The organism is Halomonas lysinitropha, from assembly GCF_902500215.1.
In the GTDB taxonomy this organism is placed as follows: Bacteria; Pseudomonadota; Gammaproteobacteria; order Pseudomonadales; family Halomonadaceae; genus Halomonas; species Halomonas lysinitropha.
On sequence record NZ_CABVOU010000039.1, the window covers coordinates 427,833 to 446,733 of the forward strand.

Sequence of the window (18,901 nt, forward strand, 5' to 3'; positions counted from 1 at the left end):
TGTATTGGCTGGAACTAGGAAATTGGCACGGCGTGCCCGTCGCTCATGGCCGCATACGCTAAAGAATAAGGAGAGGTATTTCCAATAGCCTTTGGTTATTAGGTATAGGGTGTCAAGCCGGCTATCCGTTCCGCAACGGCTTTCCTGCGGGGTCCGGTCACTCGCCGACCACGCTGTTGCGCCCCAGTGACTTGGCCGCATAGCTCGCCGCGTCGGCACGCGCTATCACGTCGTCGATGGTCTGGTCCGTCCCCTGGAAGCTACCCACCCCGATGCTGACCGTCACCCGCCATGTCTGGCCGTTCTGCTCCAGGCCATTGGCCGCAATCCGCGCCCGCAGCGACTCGGCGATGCGCAAGGCCCGAGAGGCCTCGCAGCCCGGTAGCAGGATGGCGAATTCGTCGCCCCCTTGACGAGCGGCATGATCGCTGTTGCGGGTTTCAGCAACCATCGCGGCGGATACCTGCTGCAGCATCCTGTCGCCCAGGGCGTGGCCGCCCGTATCATTGATGGCCTTGAAGTGGTCCAGATCGAATATCAGCAGGGAGGATGGAGTGCCGGCTTTTTCCCAGGCAGCAAAGGCCTCTTCCACCCGGCGCTGGAAACCGCGACGGTTGAGCAGGCCGGTCAGTGGATCATGCTCCGCTTCCCAACGCAGCAGGATATCCTCGTGCTGGCGCTGGGTGATGTCGCGTACGATCCCCACCAGGCCGATGATCTCGCCGTCCACGCGGATCGCGTTGGCGTGGACGTCCAGCCAGTAAAGTTCTCCCTCCTTGCTGAAGTAACGGAACTGTCGGACAAGGTCCTTTTGCTGGAGAAGGCACGCCTGCCAGGCGGCCACCAGCGGCTCGCGATCCTCCTCGTGGATACGCTTGGCCCAGACTGGCAGATGGACCGGCGGCTTGATCCCCAGCAGGTCTTTCAGTGCCCGGTTGACGAAGGTCAGACGTCCCCTGGTATCGGTGACGAACATGGCCTGGGGTGACGCGGCCAGGATGCCCTTGAGGAACGCCTTGCGCCGTTGCAGGTCGTCCATCGTCCTCGCACGGTCCTGTTCCACCTCATTGAAGACGTCAATGACGCGGCGCAATTCGTGCATGCGGGTCGCTATCTGAAGAGCGCGCCGGCGGCCGTGCCTCAGATCCTTGATCTGATGCGCCAGACGCGTCAGTGGCCGCAGCACCAGCCAGATCAAGGCTGCCATCACCGGCAACAACAGCCCCAGGACCCACAAGGCCCGCAGAGCAATGCGCTCCATGACGTTTGTCAAGGGGGTATAGACCTGTTCGAGGGGCAGGTAGAGGCCCAGTATCCAGTCGGCGGGCCAGATCTGTCGATAGGCCGTCAGCGCCGAGCCGCCTTCATGCAGTTCGCCACTGGCTTCGCCCTCCCAGCCATCCAGCGCCAGGTCCAGCCAGGGGTCTTCCATCAGATCATCCCGCGTCGGCAGGTTCTGCCTCTGGTCGGGATGATAGATCAGCCGGCCCGAGGTCGTGGTGATCACCACATGGCCTTCGTCGCCCAGCCGGAGCCGATCGAACCCCGTGAACAGTTCGCTGTGGTCGAGCTCGACCAGTCCGCCCAGGAAACCGGCATAGCGGCCCCGCTCATCGTGGCGTGGAACGAGCATCATGACCAGCAGCCTGCCGGAGACCTCCCCGACGAAGGGCTCGCTGACATGGGGGCGCTGGATATTGCGCATGAAGCGTGCGTAGGTCCGGTGGCTGATGTCCCGGCCGATACGCCCCGTTATCGTCGGCCAGTCATCGATGACGGTATTCTCGGCATCGACCACGACCAGGCCCTCGAACAGCGCGAGCAAGGGGTCGTGGTTTCCCTGGGCCAGAGATCCCGGCGAGGGGTCCGGGAGCTGGTCGGCCAGGCGGTCCAGCACCTCCAGGCGCTGCTCGATCTCATGCGTGATGTCGTTGCGTATCAGGTTCGCCTCGTAGCGAAGGTGGATGCGGTTGGATTCCTCGACCAGCAGGGTGCCGGACTGCCAGCCCAGGGCCAGCAGTATCAGGCACAAGAGTGTCCAGATCACCACGACCCCCAGCAGCAGGCGGCCCCGCAGCGAGAAGAGGTGGCGATGGAGAGCATGTCTCAAGGGCTGAGCGAATTTCTGTTGAAAGGCCACGGCTCTCCTTATGCCGTCGTCCCGCGGGGCTCGTGTCGCGGGTGTGGGTCTTGGACATCTGACGAAAAAGGATGTCACCCCGCTACCGGGATCGGAAAGGCATGGTTACGGCGCATTCGTGCCTTGAAAACACCACGGGCTGATGGATGGCGTGTTGGCTTTTGACCGGTCAACGCTAGCCATCGCAGTGTTCGCCTGTTTTCGCTACAGTTTACCCCCAAGGCGCCGTTGAAAGGAGAGCGCCACCCGGGCCAACAAGGCGGCTGAACCATGACCTCGACTGACACTGTCAACCGGACTTCGCCGTTTGGGGTGGCGCTACGCCTTCTGTCCGCTCTGGCGTTCCTCCTGTTGCTCTCTGGCTGTGCGATGCTGGCCCCGGCACCCCCCGAGACTCCGTCGAACATCTGCGAGATCTTCCGCGAGCAGCCCGACTGGTACGACTACGCCCGGGATTCCCAGGAGAGATGGGGGACGCCTATCGCGACCCAGATGGCGTTCATCCAGCGCGAATCCAGCTTCCGTAGCCATGTGAAGCCGCCTCGTGACAAGTTGCTCGGCTTCATTCCCTGGACACGGCCCTCTTCCGCCTACGGATACGCCCAGGCCCAGGACCCGGTGTGGGGCGAGTACCAGGACGAGGCAGGGCGGCTGTTTGCACGGCGCTCCCACATGAAACACGCCACCGACTTCATCGGCTGGTACAACGCCCGTACCCGGCGCATGACCGGGGTTTCCTTGCACAACCCCGAGCACCTCTATCTGGCCTATCACGAAGGACAGGGCGGTTACCGGCGCGGCTCCTGGCGAGGCAAGCCCGCCGTGCGGCGCACCGCTCGCCAGGTTGCGGCTACCGCCTCGCGCTACAGGCAACAGCTGGCCGCCTGTGAGGCGGAGTTCCGCTGCGATGGTCCGCTCGAGATATGGCCCTTCTGCCGCTGATCTCACGCTGATGAGTTGCCCTCGAGGGGAGGAGCGCGGAGACTGGCATCCGCGTACGAAGCGCCGCATCATCCTGGATATCACGACAAGGGTGTGCCGGGCCGGCGGTTGCCCGGCACCGTGTCGATCATGCGCAGGGAGCAAGGCTCATGCCGTTCAAGACCCGTGATATCGCCCTGGACAGCTGGCTGCTGATGGTGTCGGCCGCCTTCGTGCTGATGGGGCTGGCCGGGATGATGCAGTGGCTTGAGGACGCCCTGCCGACGCTGCTGGCCGCGGACGCCGCGCTGGCCGCCTTGCTGTGCGGGACTGGCCTGGTTGCCGTGGTGCAGTGCTGGCCGCGGTTACGCCTTCTGGCGGGTGGCGGCCTGCTGGCCTTGACGGGCTATATCCTGCTGTACAACACCCTCCTCGGCCCCGGTCAGTCCGGCGTCTACTGGCTGTCCGGGGAGCCGCGGGTAGCATCGCCGTCAGCCGTCTTGCTGGTGGGGGTGGCCAGCTGTCTGCTGTCCGGGCTCGATCGACCAGGCGGGCGACGACTGTGGCAGCTGTGTGGCGGCCTGCTGCTGTTGTTCGGGGCCTTCGTGCTGGGTGCCACGCTCTTGCTCCCGGCGGATGGCCCGGCTCTGGCGGACATGATCTCATCTCCGCCGGGGGTGGCACTGGTCACGCTGACGTATGGCAGTGCCATGGTCGCGGCGAGTGTCAGAACGCGCCACGGTCAGCTCCAGTTGGGAAGAGCGGCCCTGACGGCCGGTCTGGTCGGCGTGCTGGCCAGCAGTCTGGCGTGGTACCTGCTGGGCTGGCAACAGCAGCAACGGACCTACCAGCAGGCGGAACACCTGCTCGACAACGTTCGCTTCAATGCCGAGCAGGTGATGGAGTCTCACCTGACGCTGATGCAGCGCATGGCCGAGCGCCTGGATGCCTCCGCTACGGGACTGGAACCCGCCGTACGCCAACGCGATGTGGCCAACAATCTGAGCGACACGCCGAGTCTCGAGGTCATCGGCCTGCTGAGCAGCGACCAGGACTGGCTGTGGCGCCAGGCGCGCAGCCGTGAGGCTCAGGCGTGGCTGGCAGAATGGTCGGATGCCGAGCGGGTGCAGGACTGGTTGAGCATGCCGTTTCCCGAGCCGCGCATGATGGTGCCGGATGACAGCACACCCGGCATGGCGATCATGGCGATCGCGGTACCGAGTCGTGACCAGCAGTTGGTGGCCGTGCTGGACATGGCGACCCTCCTCGAGCGAGGGCTGCGTATTCAACTGGTCGGCTTCCAGGTCAACCTCTCCCGTGACGCCGAGCTGATCACCGCCCTGGCGGCGCGGGGCATGAGAGCGCGTGATGTGAGTGATGCGCCCCTCCTTGCCGTACGCCACATCGGTCTGCCGGGTGGCACCATGCTCAGCCCCTCGGTGCATCCCCGTGCCGAGGCGAACTGGCTGCAGGCGGGTCTGGTGCCGTCGGCCGTTGGCCTGGGCGGTCTGACGCTGAGCTATCTGCTGGTCTTCAGCCTGGGGATGGTGCGCCTGGCCCTGGGGCATTCCCGGAACCTGATGGCAGCCCGGGAGCAGCTCGAGCAGCAACAATCCATCCAGGCGATGATCGCCGAGGAGGTGCCGGTCGATCAGATCCTGGAGGCCATCTGCACCATGCTCGAGAAGCAGCTACCGGGGGGCTTATGCTCGATCATGCTGGCCGACGACGAAGACCACACCTTGCGCCTGGTGGCGGGCAAGAGTCTGCCGGTCAGCTTCCGTGAGGCCCTCGGCTCGATTCCCATCGGGGCCGGCGTCGGTACCTGCGGCAGCTCGGCCCATGGCCGTGAAGTCGTGATCTGTGAGGACATCGAGCATGATCCGCGCTGGGAGGGGTTCAAGTCGCTGGCGGTCGACGCGGGGCTCCTGGCCTGCTGGTCCTATCCGGTGATCGCCAGTGAGGGTCGCCTGTTGGGGACCTTTGCGACCTACTATCGCCGCCCGGGCAAGCCGGGAAATACCGAACTGGAAATGACGCGACAGGCCGTGGATCTGGTGGCGCTGGCCGTGGAGCGTGAGCAGGACAGGCGTTCGTTGTGGGAGAGTGAGCAGCGCTACCGTTCGCTGTTTGTCTATAACCCGGATGCGGTGTTTTCACTCGACCTGCAGGGCCATTTCGTTTCCGCCAATGCACACTGTGCCGAGCTGACCGGTTTCCCCGTCGAACAGATCATCGGCACGCACTTTTCTCGATTCCTGAACCCGAACGACCTTGCCGACGTGCAACAGAAATTCGAGGTCACGTTGGACGGTGAGCCCTGCCGCTATGAGCTGCAGATTCCTCATCTGGATGGCAAGATGCGCCGTCTGGATCTCACCAATTTGCCGATCGTTGTCGGCCAGCGAATCAAGGGCGTCTATGGCATCGCCAAGGATGTGACCCAGCGACGCGAGCACGAGACCCGATTGCGGATTCTCGAGCGCAGTGTGCAAGCCAGCGTCAACGGGGTGCTGATCGCCGACGCGGGACAGCCCGATCTGCCGATCATCTATGCCAATGACGCCTTCCAGCGCATGACGGGATATTCGCGAGAGGAGGTCATCGGCCGCAATTGCCGTTTTCTGCAGGGCGCCGAGACCGACATGGCGGCGGTGCAGCAGATTCGCCAGCAGCTGGCCAGCCAGAGTGAGGCACATGTCACCCTGTGCAATTATCGCAAGGACGGCACCCCCTTCTGGAACGACCTCTTCATCGCGCCGGTGCGCGATGAAGCGGGTCGCGTCTCCCACTATGTGGGCATCCAGCACGATATCTCCGAGCACAAGGCCTATGAGGCCCGACTGGCCTACCATGCCAGCCATGATGCCTTGACCGGGTTGCCGAACCGCTCGCTGCTGGAGGATCGACTTGTCCATGACTTTGCCCTGGCCAGGCGACAGGGGCACCTGCTGGCGGTGCTCTTCGTCGACCTCGACGAATTCAAGCCGATCAACGACAGCCTGGGCCATGCCATAGGAGACCAGCTGCTGCAGGGTGTCGCACAGCGACTCTCCGCGGCGATGCGTCCGGGCGATACGCTGGCGCGCCTGGGCGGCGACGAGTTCGTGATACTGCTACCCGACCTGCATGACGAAGCGCAGGCGCTGCAGGTGGCCGAGCGGCTGCTGCCGATCATCGCCCGGCCCTATCGGATCGGTGAGCATGAGCTTTCGCTGTCGTGCAGTATCGGTATCGCCGTCAGCAGCCCCGCGGTCTCCCAGGCCATCGAGCTTATCCAGCAGGCTGACATGGCCATGTACCGGGCCAAGCAGCAAGGGTGCAATGCCTACCAGTGGTTCACGCCCGAGATCACCCACCGGCTGGGGGATCGCGTCGCGTTGCGCAACGAGCTCCAGGAGGCGATCGATACCGAGGCCTTCGAGCTCCACTATCAGCCGTTGATCGATCGCCACGGACGGGTGGCGAGCGTCGAGGCGCTGCTGCGCTGGTCCAACCCCGTGCGCGGCGATGTCTCTCCCGCCCAGTTCATTCCCCTGGCCGAGGAGACCGGCCTGATCATTCCCATCAGCGAGTGGGTGCTTTCCAGAGCCTGCCAGGACCTGCGCATGCTCGACCAGGCAGGACACGGCATCCTCAATGTCGCGGTCAATCTTTCGCCGCTGCAGTTCCACCGTTCGAGCTTTCTCGGCAACCTGCGCCAGACCCTGGCGGTGACCGGGCTGCCGGCGCCGAAACTGTCACTGGAACTGACCGAGGGCGTGCTGATGAACGATACCGAAAGTGCCATCGACATCTTGCATGCCCTCAGGGGCATGGGCGTGGGGGTGGCCATCGATGACTTCGGTACCGGTTTTTCCAGTCTCAGCTATCTCAAGAATCTGCCCGTCGATACGGTGAAGATCGACCGCAGCTTCGTCAGCGAAGTGACACGCAGTGCGGAAGATGACGCCATCATCCAGGGCATCATCTCCATGGCGCATCACCTCGGGCTCAAGGTGGTCGCCGAGGGTATCGAGCACGAAGCGCAGTACCGCCTGCTGATGAGCCATGGCTGTGACCTCTTTCAGGGCTTCCATCTGGCGCGCCCCATGCCCCTGGAGCGCCTCATCGAATTCATCGGCGCGTCACGCGCACTCGACAGCATCGGGCCGCGAGAATGATCCACTGCCGTCCGGCCGGGGAGTGGCGTGCCGGTCACAGCTGCCGACGCCAGCGACTTTCGATGGTCTCCAGCTCCGCCGGCCCGTAGAGCGCCCGGGCGCGACCGCTGTAATGAGCCCAGAGCTGGTCCCCCGCATCGTAGTGCCACCATTCGCTCGGCAAGTTGGTAAAGCCCTGTTCGCACATGGCGTGATAGAGGCGACGTCGGTTGTCACGCGCCTGTCGCTGCCGAGCATCCGGGCGAGAGCTGGCTTCCAGCGCGGCGGTGTGGGATCCCGGCACGGCCTCGTCGAACAGGGTGCCCATGTCCAGCGGCAGCCCGTCGGCATCGCTCAGGGTCACATCCACGGCACCGCCGGTGAGGTGAGGGCTAGGGGAACTCGGCTCCCGGCTGGGCACGGAGACAAATTCCCGCGTCCGCTCCAGTAGCGCCTCCTCGTCGAGGGCAGGGTGGTGCGTCCGGATGGCCTCCTGCAGGGTATCGAAGAGGTACTGCTGCACGCGCCAGGGCCGCCAGCCGTCGAGGACAATCAGCCCATATTCCGCTGGCAGGGCACGTGCCACCTTCAGTAGCCGCCGGTAGACCCCTTCACGGACATAGCATTCGTTGATGGCGCCGGGAATATCCTCCTTGGCATAGACCGGGAAGATCTTGATCGGTGACGGCGCCAGGCTCAGCGGGACCAGCGGCTCGTCACTTCCCGTGATGGGGATGCGGCTCACCACCGGCCAGTCGGGATCGGGGTAACGGTCGATGGGCGATGACGGGGAGGGGTTCACGACGGTCTCCATGGGGTCAGCCAAGCTGGGTTGGTAGCCAGAGGGTCAGGGAAGGGAACAGGATGAGCAGGATCAGTACCAGGATCGCCGTCACCACGAACGGCCAGATGGTACGAAACAGCGAGGTGATCTCGAGCCGACTTACCGCGGCCGCGACGAAGACACAGGCGCCCATCGGCGGGGTGATCAGGGCAATCGTGATGTTCAAGGTGATGATGATGCCCAGATGCACCGGGTCGATGCCCGCCATCATGGCCACGGGGGAGAAGATCGGCGTCAGCAGCATCAGGGCCGAGACCTCCTCCATGAACATGCCGGTGACGAAGGTGATCAAGCTCAGCAGCAGCAGGATCAGCACCGGCTGCTCGATGTAGGGAGCCAGCAGCGCCACGAACTCGTTGGGCACCTGGGCATAGGAGAGCAGCCAGCTGATGGTGGCCGAGGCGGCCATGATCAGGAAGATCGCCGAGGTCAGGCGCGTGGTATCGACCATGGCCTTCCAGAAGTCGGCGATGCGCAAGTTGCCTTGGGCCAGGCCGCAAAGTGCCACGTACAGCGCCGTCAGTGCGCCGGATTCGGTAGGTGTAACAAAGCCCATGACGATACCCGAGACAATGATGAACGGTGCCACCAGCGCGGGCAGGGCGCCCAGGGCCGTCACGGCCAGCTCCCGTCGTGAAGGGAGACCGCCACGTTTTTCGAGTCCCTTGTGCCAGGCATACCAGGCATTCATGGCCATGAACGCAAGACCCAGCACCAAGCCCGGGATCACCCCGGCAAGAAACAGGTCACCGACCGAGGTGTTGGTCAGCGAGGCGTAGAGGATCATGAAGATGCTGGGCGGGATGATCGGCCCGATCAGCGAGCTCCCGGCCGTCAGGCCCGCGGCAAAGGCGGTGGAGTAGCCTTCCTTGCGCATGGGCGGCACGAGCAGCGAGCCCAGCGCCGAGGTGTCGGCCACCGCTGAGCCATTCACCCCGGCGAAGAAGATGCTGGATACCACGTTGACATGGCCCATGCCGCCGCGCAGGTGTCCGACTAGCAGCTTGGCGAAGGCCATGAGCCGATCCGTCAGTCGCGTCACGTTCATCAGGTTGCCGGCCAGGATGAACAGCGGAATGGCCATCAGCGAGAAGGCATTGATACCGCCGAAGAACTGCTGGGGCATCATGCGCGGGATCATGGCGGGATCCACGAACATGAAGCCCACCACCGCCGTGGCGAGCAGCGAGATAAACAGCGGCAACCCCAGCAGCACGTGCACGAGGAAGACAACCAGCATGGTCAAGGTCATGCGGGGTCCTCCGTTAGCGTCTTGAGGGGTGCCGGACCATGCCACAGGGCATGCCAGGCCAGCAGCGCGAAGCCGACCGGCACCGACAGCATGGGAATGGTCCTGCTGATTCCCAGGCCCTGGCTGGTGAACATCGAGACGGACATGGCGTAGCGATAACTGATGATGGCGGCGCCAACGGCAATGCCCAGCGTGAGGAGCCACTGGTAGAGGTTGAGGAGGCGGCACAGCGGCGCTGGCAGCAGGCGCTCGATCAGCGCGACGCGCATGTGGCCACCCTCCACCCAGACAGCACCGGCCCCGAGCAGCACGCTGCCGATGATCAGAAAGCGGGCCAGCTCGTCTGTCCAGATGGGCGCCCCTCCGGCCAGATAGCGCATGAACACGCCGAAGAGGATGATCGCCAGATCGATGAGCAGCAGGCTACCGGCAACAGTTAAGGACACGGACCGGCTGATGGCCAGTATGCGAGAATTCGATAACGTCATAGAGGGATGCCATCTGTCATGGGGCAGGGGGAGAGCCCCTGCCCGAACTGCAGGACGTCTCAGGGACGGTGTGGCTTACTCGGCCAGATGGGTCATCCCCGCATCCTCGAGCGCCATGTCGATGAAGGACGGATCGATGTCCTGCTCGCCGAGCCATTCCAGATAGGCCGGCTGGCCCTGCTCGCGGAACGCTGCCAGCTCGTCCTCGGACGGCCGGATCACCTCCATGCCCTCTTCCTCGAGGAAGGCGATGCGCTCGTCGACCCGGGACTCGTTGTGCTCGCGAGCCATCTGGTTGGCTTCCTCGACGGCCTCCATGAAGGCCTGGCGCGTCGCGTCGTCCCAGCCGTCGATCATGGCGCCGTTGCCGATCAGGAACTGGTCCGAGTACTGGATGTTGGCCAGCGTCAGGTAGTCCTGCACCTCATAGAGACTGCCCATGATGATGTACATCGGCGGGTTCATCTGGCCATCGGCGACGCCTGTCTTCAGGGCCATGTAGACCTCGGTCCAGGGGATCGGCGTGCCTGATGCCCCGAAGGCTTCATAAAGTGCTACCTGGCTTGGGTCCATGGCGCGAAAGCGCAGGTCCTCGAAGTCGCTGGGGGAGGAGATGGGTTTCTCGTCGTTGGTGAAGGCCAGGAAACCGCCTTCCTCGACGACGGCCAGCAGCTCCATGCCGGTACGTTCGTGCAGGGCATCCTCGACGGCCTGCCAGTACTGGCCTTCATCAAAGAAGGTGCGAGCCGATTCGAAATCGTCAAAGAGGAAGGGGATGGCACTCACGAAGACTTCCGGTACCAGCGGCGACATGCCGGCGAAGGAGGCGATGTTCAGGTTGGCGCTGTTCATCGTCTGCTCCATGCGCTCCTGTTCCTCCCCCAGCATGCTGTTGGGGTAGAGCTCGAGCTCGAGTTCGCCGTCGGTCTTCTCCTCGACCAGCTCCTTGAGGTTGGTGGCAAAGACATGCACGGCATTCTTCTCGGGATCCGGGGCGCCGTTGTAGCTCAGGTTCACGGTCGTGGCGGCATATGCTTGGCTGGCCAGGGTGCCAGCGGCCAGCACGGCGGCAGCGAGGGAGGAAATGGCAAACGATCGAGTAGGATTCATGCTTGGACTCCGGACGTTATTGTTGGCGGAACTCCCGGCCTGTCGGCCGGCATACCAGCAGACTAGGCGTTGTTGTGTTGACTAATCAAACCCGATGGTGTTGTTTTTACATCAACGTTCAGCGCTCAGAAGGCGAGGGGCATCGGCATTGAAAAAGCGCATACCGCGGCATAGGTGGTCCAGACAGGCATTCGTGGCCACCGTGAGCTCGCGGCCCGCAAGGCTTACGATCTGGGCTCGGGCATCACTGAGCATGTCGTAGGCCATGGGGAGCACGGCGATATCCCCTTGCTGGACCTCTTCGGCCACGGTCAACTCGGGCATGAAGGTGACTCCGATGCCCGAACGCACGAAATTCTTCAGCACGGCCACGGAGTTGGTGTGCAGGCGGGCATGCAGAAAGATGCGTTCCTGATGGGCCACGGCATTGATCATCTGGCGCATGCCGAAGGGATTGTCCATCAGGCCGATCGGCCATCGCACCAGGTCCTGCAGGGTGACCGGCCGCGGGACATGGGCCAGTTCATGGACGGAGGGGACGATCAGGTCCAGCGGCTGGCGTGTCTCGACATGGCAGGTCAGCTGCGGGTCGACGGGGGGCGCATAGAGGAGGGCGAGCTCGACCTCGCGATCCTTGACCAGTGCCATGGCCTCATTGACACCGGCCATCACGACCTCCAGCTCGATTCCCGGGTAGGTGGTCATGAAGGATTGCAGGGGAGCGGAGATCAGGTCGGCGATGAAGCCTTCGCCCACCGCAATCCGGACATGGCCGCTGTCCAGTCCCTGCAGCGCCGACAGACGTGAGATCACGGCGTCCTCTGCTGCCTGCTGTCGATGGTAATGATCGACGAGCAGGCGCCCCGCCTCGGTCACCTTGATGCCACCCGTATGGCGTTCCAGCAGCCGAATATCGAGATTTTCCTCGAGATAACGTATCTGCCGACTGATGGCCGAGACATCGATACCGAGGTAGGTGGCCGCCTTGCGTAGTGAGCCGCGACGAATGACTTCGCTCAGATATGACAGGGCTCTGCTGTTGAGCATCGGCCTTAGCTCCAGGTGTCAGTCATGAAGGGGGAGTCGGGAGTCGGCACCCTGAGGATTTCACCATACCCCGGCGCAGCAGACACCGCAGCGTCGCGTGGCTCCCCAGCGTGCCCGAAGCCCCTGTTTTGGCTACACTGTCGCCCTCAGTCACCGCCGCAACCCGGGATCATCCGATGTCACACTACTACCGCCTGGTGGTTTCCTGTCCCGACCGCCTGGGCATCGTCGCCAGGGTCTCCAACTTCATCGCCGGCCACGGCGGCTCGATCACCGAGGCCAGCCAGCACTCCGACCTGGAGGCCGGTCGCTTCTTCATGCGCTACGAGATCCTCGCCGACTCCGTGGGCATGCCGCCGGAGGCCTTGCGCGAGGCCTTTGCGCCCATCGCCTCCGAATTCGAGATGACCTGGGCGCTCACCGACACCCGCCAGCGGCGTCGCGTGGTGCTGATGGTCTCCCGGGAGACCCACTGCCTGGTGGACCTGCTCTATCGCTGGACGGCAGGGGAACTCGACTGCGACATCGCCGGCGTGATCTCCAACCACGAGGACATGCGCGGCCTGGCGGAGTGGCACGGCATCCCCTACCACCATGTGCCGGTCAAGGCCGACGACAAGCAGGCCGCCTTCGCCGAGGTGCAGCGGCTGGTCGACGACGCCCGCGCCGACTGCGTGGTGCTGGCGCGCTACATGCAGATCATGCCGCCCGAGCTCTGCCAGCGTTTCCAGGGGCGGATGATCAACATCCACCACAGCTTCCTGCCCTCCTTCGCCGGCGCCAGGCCCTATCACCAGGCGCACCAGCGCGGCGTCAAGCTGATCGGCGCCACCTGCCACTACGTCACCGAGGAACTCGATGCCGGGCCGATCATCGAGCAGGATATCCACCGGGTCAGCCACTGCCATACCCCCGACGACCTGGTGCGCTTCGGGCGCGATGTGGAGAAGGCGGTGCTGGCACGCGGTCTGCGCTGGCACCTGGAGGATCGTGTGCTGATCCACGGCAACAAGACCGTGGTGTTTGCCTGACGAGGTGACTGCATGACGATTGCCGAGCCGGTTCTTGCCCCCTGGCTGCTGTGGCTCTGCGGCCTGGTCTCCCTGGCGGTCATCGGCCTGGCACTGAGTCGCCGGCCGTGGGCGGCACTGCTCGACGGTCATGCCCTGCAGCATCGCTGGCTGGCCGCCACCGTCATCGTGATGCTGTTCTGGCAGCTGCGGGCCCAGGCGGTGGACTGGCTGACCCTGCACCTGATGTTCACCGCGCTGCTGACCCTGGTCTTCAAGGCGCCGCTGGCGCTGCTCTCGATCACCGCGATCAATATCGCCATGGTGCTGCTGGGGCGCATCGAGTGGCCGCTGCTGGGGGTGAACGTCTTGATCACCGGGGTGGTGCCGGCCCTGGTGATGGGCATCATCTGGCGGCTGGTCGACCGGCGCCTGCCCGACAACCTGATGGTCTTCCTGTTCGTCTGCGCCTTCTTCGGCTCGGCGCTGGCCACCCTGGCGGCGGGCCTGGCCGCCGTGGGGCTGATGGCGCTGGGCGCCAGTGACGCCGAAGCGCTGCGCCAGGCGCTGGAGTACGCCCGCTTCCTGCCGCTACTGATGCCCTCCGAGGCCTTCATCACCGGCATGCTGATGAGCATCCTGTTGGTCTATCACCCCGGCTGGGTCGCCACCTTCAACGATCATCGCTATATCGATACTAAATAACCGGCCGAGCGCCGAATGGGTCTAACCTATCGCCGTGCAAGCACGGCTCCTACAGCAGACTCAGGTCTTCAGTAGGAGCGGTGCTTGCACCGCGAAAGGCTGAGAGCACTGAATTGCCGTGCCAGCACGGCTCCTACAACAGGTTCAGGTCATCAGTAGGAGCGATGCTCGCATCGCGAAAGGCTGAGAGCACTGAATCGCCGTGCAAGTCGAAGCGTCTAACCGACTGCTCCCGCATCCACCTCCCTACAGCCACGCCGCATTCCAGTATGGGTAGTCCATGATGTTGTCCACCAGGCGCGCCCGAAGGGGGTTGGCCACGATATAGCGGGCAACCGACTTAAGGTCCTCTTCATGCCTCAGGGCATGGTCATGAAAGCCACGCTGCCACACGGCTTCGCCGATATCGCGGGCTACCTTGGCCTTGTAGAGCTTTACTGCGGTAGAAATCGAAGACCCCTTTAGCTGAATCAGCCAATGCAGGTGGTCAGGCATCAGCACAAAACTAAGGGTATCCGCATGCCGTTGTACCGCATCGCAATACAGGTAGCGGCAGGCCAGACATGCCTTGAGCGGGTTACGGAAATGAGGTTGCCGATCATCGGTGACGATCGTCAGCAGGTAGCAGTACCCGGGAATGGACTTGCGGCCCTTTCGAAGATCATGGCTGTGGAGTTGGGGCATGCATTTGGATCCCTCCGATTGCCGTGATTTTCAGTCTAGCGACTTGCACCCCGAACTGCGCAGGCCGGCAGCGAATCGCCGTGCAAGCACGGCTCCTACAGCAGGCTCAGGTCATCAGTAGGAGCGGTGCTTGCACCGCGAAAGGCTGAGAGCATTGAATTGCCGTGCCAGCACGGCTCCTGCACCAGGCTCAGGTCATCAGTAGGAGCGGTGCTTGCACCGCGAAAGACTGAGAGCACTGAATCGCCGTGCCAGCACGGCTCCTACAGCAGACTCAGGTCATCAGTAGGAGCGGTGCTTGCACCGCGAAAGACTGAGAGCATTGAATTGCCGTGCCAGCACGGCTCCTGCAGCAGGCTCAGGTCATCAGTAGGAGCGGTGCTTGCACCGCGAAAGTCTGAGAGCATTGAATTGCCGTGCCAGCACGGCTCCTGCAGCAGGCTCAGGTCATCAGTAGGAGCGGTGCTTGCACCGCGAAAGGCTGAGAGCACTGAATCGCCGTGCAAGCACGGCTCCCACAAGGTCTAGATCGGCAGGGTCAGCTGCTGCCGCGCTTCCTCGGGCACCAGTCGAACGCCGACGCCGAGCAGGCGGACGGGGCGGCGGGCGCGGGCCCAGGCCTGTTCCAGCAGGCGGGTGTAGCTGTCGGCGTCGGGGGTGAGGCCGCGGCTTTCCAGGGTGGTGAGGCTGAAGTCGTCGAAGCGCACCTTGACGAAGAGTCCCGCCATCGGCGGGTGGCCGTGGCGCTCCAGGCGGCCCTGCAGCTTGTCGCAGAGCGGGGCGAGGGCGGCGCTGGCCGCCGCCAGATCGGGCAGGTCCTGGTCGAAGGTGGTCTCCACGCCGACCGACTTGCGCTCGCGCTCGATGCGCACCGGGCGGTCGTCGAGGCCGCGGGAGAGCTCATAGAGACGACGCCCGAACTTGCCGAAGTCGTCCAGCAGGCGCTCGATGGGCAGCGTGCGCAGCTCGGCACAGGTGCGGATGCCCATGGCGTCGAGCCTGGCGCCGGTGGCCGGCCCCACACCGTGCAGCTTCTTGACCGGCAGGTCGCGCACGAAGGCATCGACCTGTTCCGGCGGGATCACCGTCAGGCCGTCGGGTTTCTCCCAGTCGCTGGCGATCTTGGCCAGGAACTTCGAGGGCGCTGCGCCCACCGAGACGGTGATGCCGGTGCGCCGATAGCACTCTGCCTTTATCCACTCTGCCATCCAGGTGGCGCTGCCGCGGAAACCCTCGACCTCGGTGACGTCCAGGAAGGCCTCGTCCAGCGACAGCGGCTCCACCAGCGGCGTGAGTTCATGGAACACCGCCTGGATCTGGCGCGATACCTCGCGATACTTCTCGAACTGCCCGCGCATCAGGGTGAGATGGGGGCAGAGGCGCAGGGCTCGCGCGGTGGGCATGGCGGAGTGGATGCCGAAGGTGCGCGCGGGGTAGTTGCAGGTGGCGATCACCCCGCGCTGCTCCCGCGAGCCGCCGATGGCCAGCGGGATGTCGCGCAGGGCAGGGTTGTCGCGCATCTCCACCGCGGCGAAGAAGCAGTCGCAGTCGGCGTGGAGGATCTTGCGCACGCGCTCGGTCATGGGGCGAGGGGCGGCCAGCCTTGCTCAGAGGGCCTGGCCGCTGCCGCCGCGGATGACGCCGACGCCGATGCCCTCGATCTCCAGCGGGTCGTGGCGCAGGTCCACCTCGATGGGCGCGAAGTCGGGGTTCTCGGCCTCCAGGGTGACCACGTGACCCTGGCGATGGAAGCGCTTCACGGTGACCTCGTCCTCCAGGCGCGCCACCACGATCTGGCCGTCGCGGATGCGCTCGGTGCGGTGCACCGCCAGCAGGTCACCCTCGAGGATGCCGGCATCCTTCATGGAGAGACCGCGCACCCGCAGCAGGTAGTCGGCCCGGGGGGTGAAGTACTCCGGCGGCAGGGGGCAGTAGCGGTCGATATGCTCGGCGGCCAGTATCGGGCTCCCGGCGGCCACCTCGCCGATGATCGGCAGGCCCTGGGCCGGCTCTTCCAGCCCCTCCTCGTTGGCGGCCTCCGGCTCCTGGATCGGCAGGCGGATGCCCCGGGAGGTGCCGCGGATCACCTTGATCGCCCCCTTGCGCTCCAGGGCGCGCAGATGCTCCTCGGCGGCATTGGGCGACTTGAACCCCAGCGCCCGAGAGATCTCCGCTCGGGTTGGAGGGTAGCCCAGGTCGTTCATGGTCTTGACGATGAAGTCGTATACGTTCTGCTGCCGGGCCGTGAGAGAGCGACTCATGGGGCCTCCAGGGTCGGTAACCAGGGAGTGGCGGTTGCCTCGCCACCTGTCTGGCCAAGTATACAGCATGTCTTTCTGTCCAGTAAAAGCGAGAAGCGCCGAGCGGTGCAGCTTTGCAGGAACGGTCGTTTTGTGGGTTTGGTGTTTTGTAGGAGCGATGCTCGCATCGCGATAGGCGGATAGCAGGAATCGCCGTGCAAGCACGGCTCCTACAGAGACCTGGTCCTCGGCTGCTTTTTGCTCCCGTTTCAAACACCCATCATCCTCCTGTCTTGAGCCACGCCCTTGGCTGTCATACACTTTCATGGCTTTCAAACTGCCGTTTCCAATCAGATGGAGCCGCTTCTCATGGCCCAGCAGCCCGACACCGTCACGCGCATCCTGGATACCGCCGAGGTGCTGTTCGCCGAACGCGGCTTCGCCGAGACCTCGCTGCGCAATATCACCAGCAAGGCCAGGGTCAACCTGGCGGCGGTCAACTACCATTTCGGCTCCAAGAAGTCGCTGATCCAGGCGGTGTTCGCGCGCTATCTCGACCCCTTTACCGTGCGCTTCCACGCGGCGCTCGATGAGCTCGAGGCGCGCCACGAGGGCGACGACATCCCCCTGGAAGAGCTGCTGGAAACCATGGCGCGCAGCGTGCTCGAGGTGCCGGCGGAGCGCCACAGCCTGAAGGTGTTCATGCGCCTGCTGGGGCTCGCCTACAGCCAGGCCCAGGGGCACCTGCGGCGCTACATCCAGGAGGAGTACGGTAGCGTCTTCACCCGTTTCACCGAGCTGGTGCGCCGGGCCACGCCGGAGCTGCCCGACGCCGAACGCTTCTGGCGGCTGCACTTCATGCTGGGCACGGTGATCTTCACGCTCTCCGGCCTGGATGCCCTGCGCGATATCGCCGAGAAGGACTACGGCGAGCACGTCAGCGTGCGCGACCTGGTGCGCCGCCTGCGCCCGGTGGTGGTGGCGGCCATGAACGCGCCCTTGCCCGAGCCCCTTCCGGCACAGCGCGAGGCGGGCTGATGCGCCCGCCCGTGCTCACCGAGCTGCCGCCGACGGAAGGCGTGTGGCTGGAGATCGACACCGCCGCCCAGCGGCTGACGGTGTGGCAGGGGCGGGAGATCGACTGGCAGTGTGTGGTTTCCACGGGCGCCAACGGCACCGGGGAGGAGGAGGGCAGCGGCGCCACGCCGCTGGGCTGGCACCAGGTGCGCGCCGCCATCGGCGCGGGCAATTCGCCGGGCACCGTCTACCGCGGCCGTCGGCCCACCGGCGAGGTCTACAGCGAGGCCCTGGCCGCCGAGCACCCGGGTCGCGACTGGATCCTCACGCGCATCCTGTGGCTCAGCGGCCTGGAGCCCGGCCGCAACCGCGGTGGCAGCGTCGATTCCCAGCGCCGTTATATCTACCTGCACGGCACCCCACCGAGCGAGCCCATGGGCGTTGCCCGCTCCCACGGCTGCATTCGCCTGCGCGACGCCGATCTGCTGGCGCTGTTCGAGATCGCCGTGCCGGGCACCCCGGTCTGGCTGCATGACTGACGATGTGAGAGCAGGGTCTTGTGGGAGCCGTCGGTTCGACGCTTCGACTCGCACGGCGAATGGGGGAAGGCACAGATCGCGCTGCAAGCAGTGCTCCCACAAGGAATCAGGCACCTATTCTGGGAGCAGTTGTGGGAGCGGCGATTCACACAAAGCGCTCGGCGCTCGGCGCCTTATGCCGCCTCGCTCTTGAGCAGTGGCCAGGCACCCTGTTTCGATGCTTCCAGGATCACCACCTCGACGATGGTGCCGTCCTCTGCATAGCTGATATGCGTATTCCAGTCCTGTGAGCGTTCACGAACGATCGGCTTGTCTGCAAGGTGCAGTACCAGGATGTCATCCGCCTCATCGTAGGTGGTGCGCATGATCAGTCCTCCCATTGGAAATGATGCATCACTGTCTTGACGACCAGATTATCTTCCAGGATCACGGCTGCACAGACCAGATTGTCCGCTCGGCCCGGCATCTTCTTGGCGATCCATAGTCTGGCATCATCTTTTTGGCGCGTAGCGCCGGTTTCGAGCAGGTCGTGCAATTCACACTCGTTGATGCACCTTTCTGCCATACGTTCACGGGCATGACGGGTAATATGTACGTTCAAGTCAAATCTTTGGCAGTACATGAATTATCTCGGATCATCCAACCGGGCACACCGGTCTGGCTAGATGACTGACGATGTGAAAGCAGAGTTTCGTGGGAGCCGTGCTTGCACGGCGAAAGGCGGAGGGCAAAAATCGCCGTGCAAGCACAGCTCCCACAAAA

The 18,901-nt window shown here is 64.2% G+C and carries 17 protein-coding genes; 6 read left to right on the top strand and 11 right to left on the bottom strand.

The features are described 5' to 3' along the window. Positions 1-157: 157 nt before the first annotated feature. Positions 158-2,140, bottom strand: coding sequence for a sensor domain-containing diguanylate cyclase (locus HALO32_RS13705; protein WP_192576511.1), 1,983 nt, complete (start codon positions 2,138-2,140; stop codon positions 158-160). Positions 2,141-2,410: 270 nt separating this feature from the next. Here HALO32_RS13705 and HALO32_RS13710 point away from each other — a divergent pair, with 270 nt between their 5' ends. Together HALO32_RS13710 and HALO32_RS18150 are read left to right on the top strand one after the other, a co-directional pair. Further along, complete coding sequence (locus tag HALO32_RS13710; RefSeq protein ID WP_225810002.1) at positions 2,411-3,082, top strand: transglycosylase SLT domain-containing protein; 672 nt, start codon at positions 2,411-2,413, stop codon at positions 3,080-3,082. 149 nt (positions 3,083-3,231) lie between these two features. Further along, entirely contained in the window at positions 3,232-7,224 is a 3,993-nt protein-coding gene (locus HALO32_RS18150; RefSeq protein WP_225810004.1) for a bifunctional diguanylate cyclase/phosphodiesterase, read from the top strand. A gap of 34 nt (positions 7,225-7,258) precedes the next feature. On the opposite strand, the gene HALO32_RS13720 is transcribed toward HALO32_RS18150, so the two are convergent. The 5 genes from HALO32_RS13720 to HALO32_RS13740 form a co-directional block, all read right to left on the bottom strand. Next, positions 7,259-8,005, bottom strand: coding sequence for a M15 family metallopeptidase (locus HALO32_RS13720; protein ID WP_325063459.1), 747 nt, complete (start codon positions 8,003-8,005; stop codon positions 7,259-7,261). A gap of 16 nt (positions 8,006-8,021) precedes the next feature. After that, positions 8,022-9,299, bottom strand: coding sequence for a TRAP transporter large permease (locus HALO32_RS13725; RefSeq protein ID WP_151444445.1), 1,278 nt, complete (start codon positions 9,297-9,299; stop codon positions 8,022-8,024). Further along, the gene (locus HALO32_RS13730; RefSeq protein WP_225810006.1) at positions 9,296-9,745 is read right to left on the bottom strand and encodes a TRAP transporter small permease; all 450 of its coding nucleotides are present in this window, start codon (positions 9,743-9,745) and stop codon (positions 9,296-9,298) included. Before HALO32_RS13730 ends, HALO32_RS13725 begins: the two co-directional genes overlap by 4 nt. Positions 9,746-9,862: 117 nt before the next feature. Next, positions 9,863-10,897: a TRAP transporter substrate-binding protein gene (locus tag HALO32_RS13735; RefSeq protein WP_151444447.1), complete on the bottom strand. Its 1,035-nt coding sequence runs from the start codon at positions 10,895-10,897 to the stop codon at positions 9,863-9,865. Between the two features lie 111 nt (positions 10,898-11,008). Beyond that, on the bottom strand, positions 11,009-11,944 hold the full coding sequence (locus HALO32_RS13740; protein WP_151444448.1) for a LysR family transcriptional regulator: 936 nt from the start codon (positions 11,942-11,944) through the stop codon (positions 11,009-11,011). A gap of 176 nt (positions 11,945-12,120) precedes the next feature. On the opposite strand from HALO32_RS13740, the gene purU reads away from it, so the two are divergent. Both purU and HALO32_RS13750 read left to right on the top strand, forming a co-directional pair. Continuing rightward, the gene (purU, locus tag HALO32_RS13745) at positions 12,121-12,975 is read left to right on the top strand and encodes a formyltetrahydrofolate deformylase (protein WP_151444449.1); all 855 of its coding nucleotides are present in this window, start codon (positions 12,121-12,123) and stop codon (positions 12,973-12,975) included. Positions 12,976-12,987: 12 nt separating this feature from the next. Further along, positions 12,988-13,659 carry an energy-coupling factor ABC transporter permease gene (locus HALO32_RS13750; RefSeq protein WP_151444450.1) on the top strand — a complete coding sequence of 224 codons (672 nt, stop codon included), beginning with the start codon at positions 12,988-12,990 and terminating at the stop codon, positions 13,657-13,659. Positions 13,660-13,905: 246 nt separating this feature from the next. Here HALO32_RS13750 and HALO32_RS13755 read toward each other — a convergent pair whose 3' ends face one another. From HALO32_RS13755 to lexA, 3 genes are all read right to left on the bottom strand, one after another. After that, complete coding sequence (locus HALO32_RS13755) at positions 13,906-14,343, bottom strand: REP-associated tyrosine transposase (protein ID WP_151444451.1); 438 nt, start codon at positions 14,341-14,343, stop codon at positions 13,906-13,908. 524 nt (positions 14,344-14,867) lie between these two features. Further along, complete coding sequence (gene dinB, locus HALO32_RS13760; protein WP_151444452.1) at positions 14,868-15,914, bottom strand: DNA polymerase IV; 1,047 nt, start codon at positions 15,912-15,914, stop codon at positions 14,868-14,870. Positions 15,915-15,950: 36 nt separating this feature from the next. Further along, on the bottom strand, positions 15,951-16,604 hold the full coding sequence (gene lexA / locus HALO32_RS13765) for a transcriptional repressor LexA (RefSeq protein WP_151444453.1): 654 nt from the start codon (positions 16,602-16,604) through the stop codon (positions 15,951-15,953). A 348-nt stretch (positions 16,605-16,952) separates the two neighbouring features. On the opposite strand from lexA, the gene HALO32_RS13770 reads away from it, so the two are divergent. Beyond that, positions 16,953-17,621, top strand: coding sequence for a TetR/AcrR family transcriptional regulator (locus HALO32_RS13770; protein ID WP_151444454.1), 669 nt, complete (start codon positions 16,953-16,955; stop codon positions 17,619-17,621). Next, positions 17,621-18,139: a L,D-transpeptidase gene (locus tag HALO32_RS13775; protein ID WP_151444455.1), complete on the top strand. Its 519-nt coding sequence runs from the start codon at positions 17,621-17,623 to the stop codon at positions 18,137-18,139. Before HALO32_RS13770 ends, HALO32_RS13775 begins: the two co-directional genes overlap by 1 nt. Positions 18,140-18,312: 173 nt before the next feature. Here the strand turns inward: HALO32_RS13775 and HALO32_RS13780 are convergent, their stop codons facing one another. Both HALO32_RS13780 and HALO32_RS13785 read right to left on the bottom strand, forming a co-directional pair. Next, complete coding sequence (locus HALO32_RS13780) at positions 18,313-18,504, bottom strand: DUF2283 domain-containing protein (RefSeq protein WP_138182481.1); 192 nt, start codon at positions 18,502-18,504, stop codon at positions 18,313-18,315. Positions 18,505-18,506: 2 nt separating this feature from the next. After that, positions 18,507-18,740, bottom strand: a complete 234-nt coding sequence (locus HALO32_RS13785) for a DUF4258 domain-containing protein (RefSeq protein ID WP_225810008.1) — start codon at positions 18,738-18,740, stop codon at positions 18,507-18,509. Positions 18,741-18,901 lie beyond the last annotated feature (161 nt).

Coding starts and splice junctions, on each gene's coding strand:
- HALO32_RS13710 (WP_225810002.1), top strand. CDS start 2,411: ATGACCTCGACTGACACTGTCAACCGGACTTCGCCGTTTGGGGTGGCG.
- HALO32_RS18150 (WP_225810004.1), top strand. CDS start 3,232: ATGCCGTTCAAGACCCGTGATATCGCCCTGGACAGCTGGCTGCTGATG.
- HALO32_RS13725 (WP_151444445.1), bottom strand. CDS start 9,299: ATGACCTTGACCATGCTGGTTGTCTTCCTCGTGCACGTGCTGCTGGGG.
- HALO32_RS13735 (WP_151444447.1), bottom strand. CDS start 10,897: ATGAATCCTACTCGATCGTTTGCCATTTCCTCCCTCGCTGCCGCCGTG.
- HALO32_RS13740 (WP_151444448.1), bottom strand. CDS start 11,944: ATGCTCAACAGCAGAGCCCTGTCATATCTGAGCGAAGTCATTCGTCGC.
- purU (WP_151444449.1), top strand. CDS start 12,121: ATGTCACACTACTACCGCCTGGTGGTTTCCTGTCCCGACCGCCTGGGC.
- HALO32_RS13750 (WP_151444450.1), top strand. CDS start 12,988: ATGACGATTGCCGAGCCGGTTCTTGCCCCCTGGCTGCTGTGGCTCTGC.
- HALO32_RS13755 (WP_151444451.1), bottom strand. CDS start 14,343: ATGCCCCAACTCCACAGCCATGATCTTCGAAAGGGCCGCAAGTCCATT.
- lexA (WP_151444453.1), bottom strand. CDS start 16,604: ATGAGTCGCTCTCTCACGGCCCGGCAGCAGAACGTATACGACTTCATC.
- HALO32_RS13770 (WP_151444454.1), top strand. CDS start 16,953: ATGGCCCAGCAGCCCGACACCGTCACGCGCATCCTGGATACCGCCGAG.
- HALO32_RS13775 (WP_151444455.1), top strand. CDS start 17,621: ATGCGCCCGCCCGTGCTCACCGAGCTGCCGCCGACGGAAGGCGTGTGG.
- HALO32_RS13780 (WP_138182481.1), bottom strand. CDS start 18,504: ATGCGCACCACCTACGATGAGGCGGATGACATCCTGGTACTGCACCTT.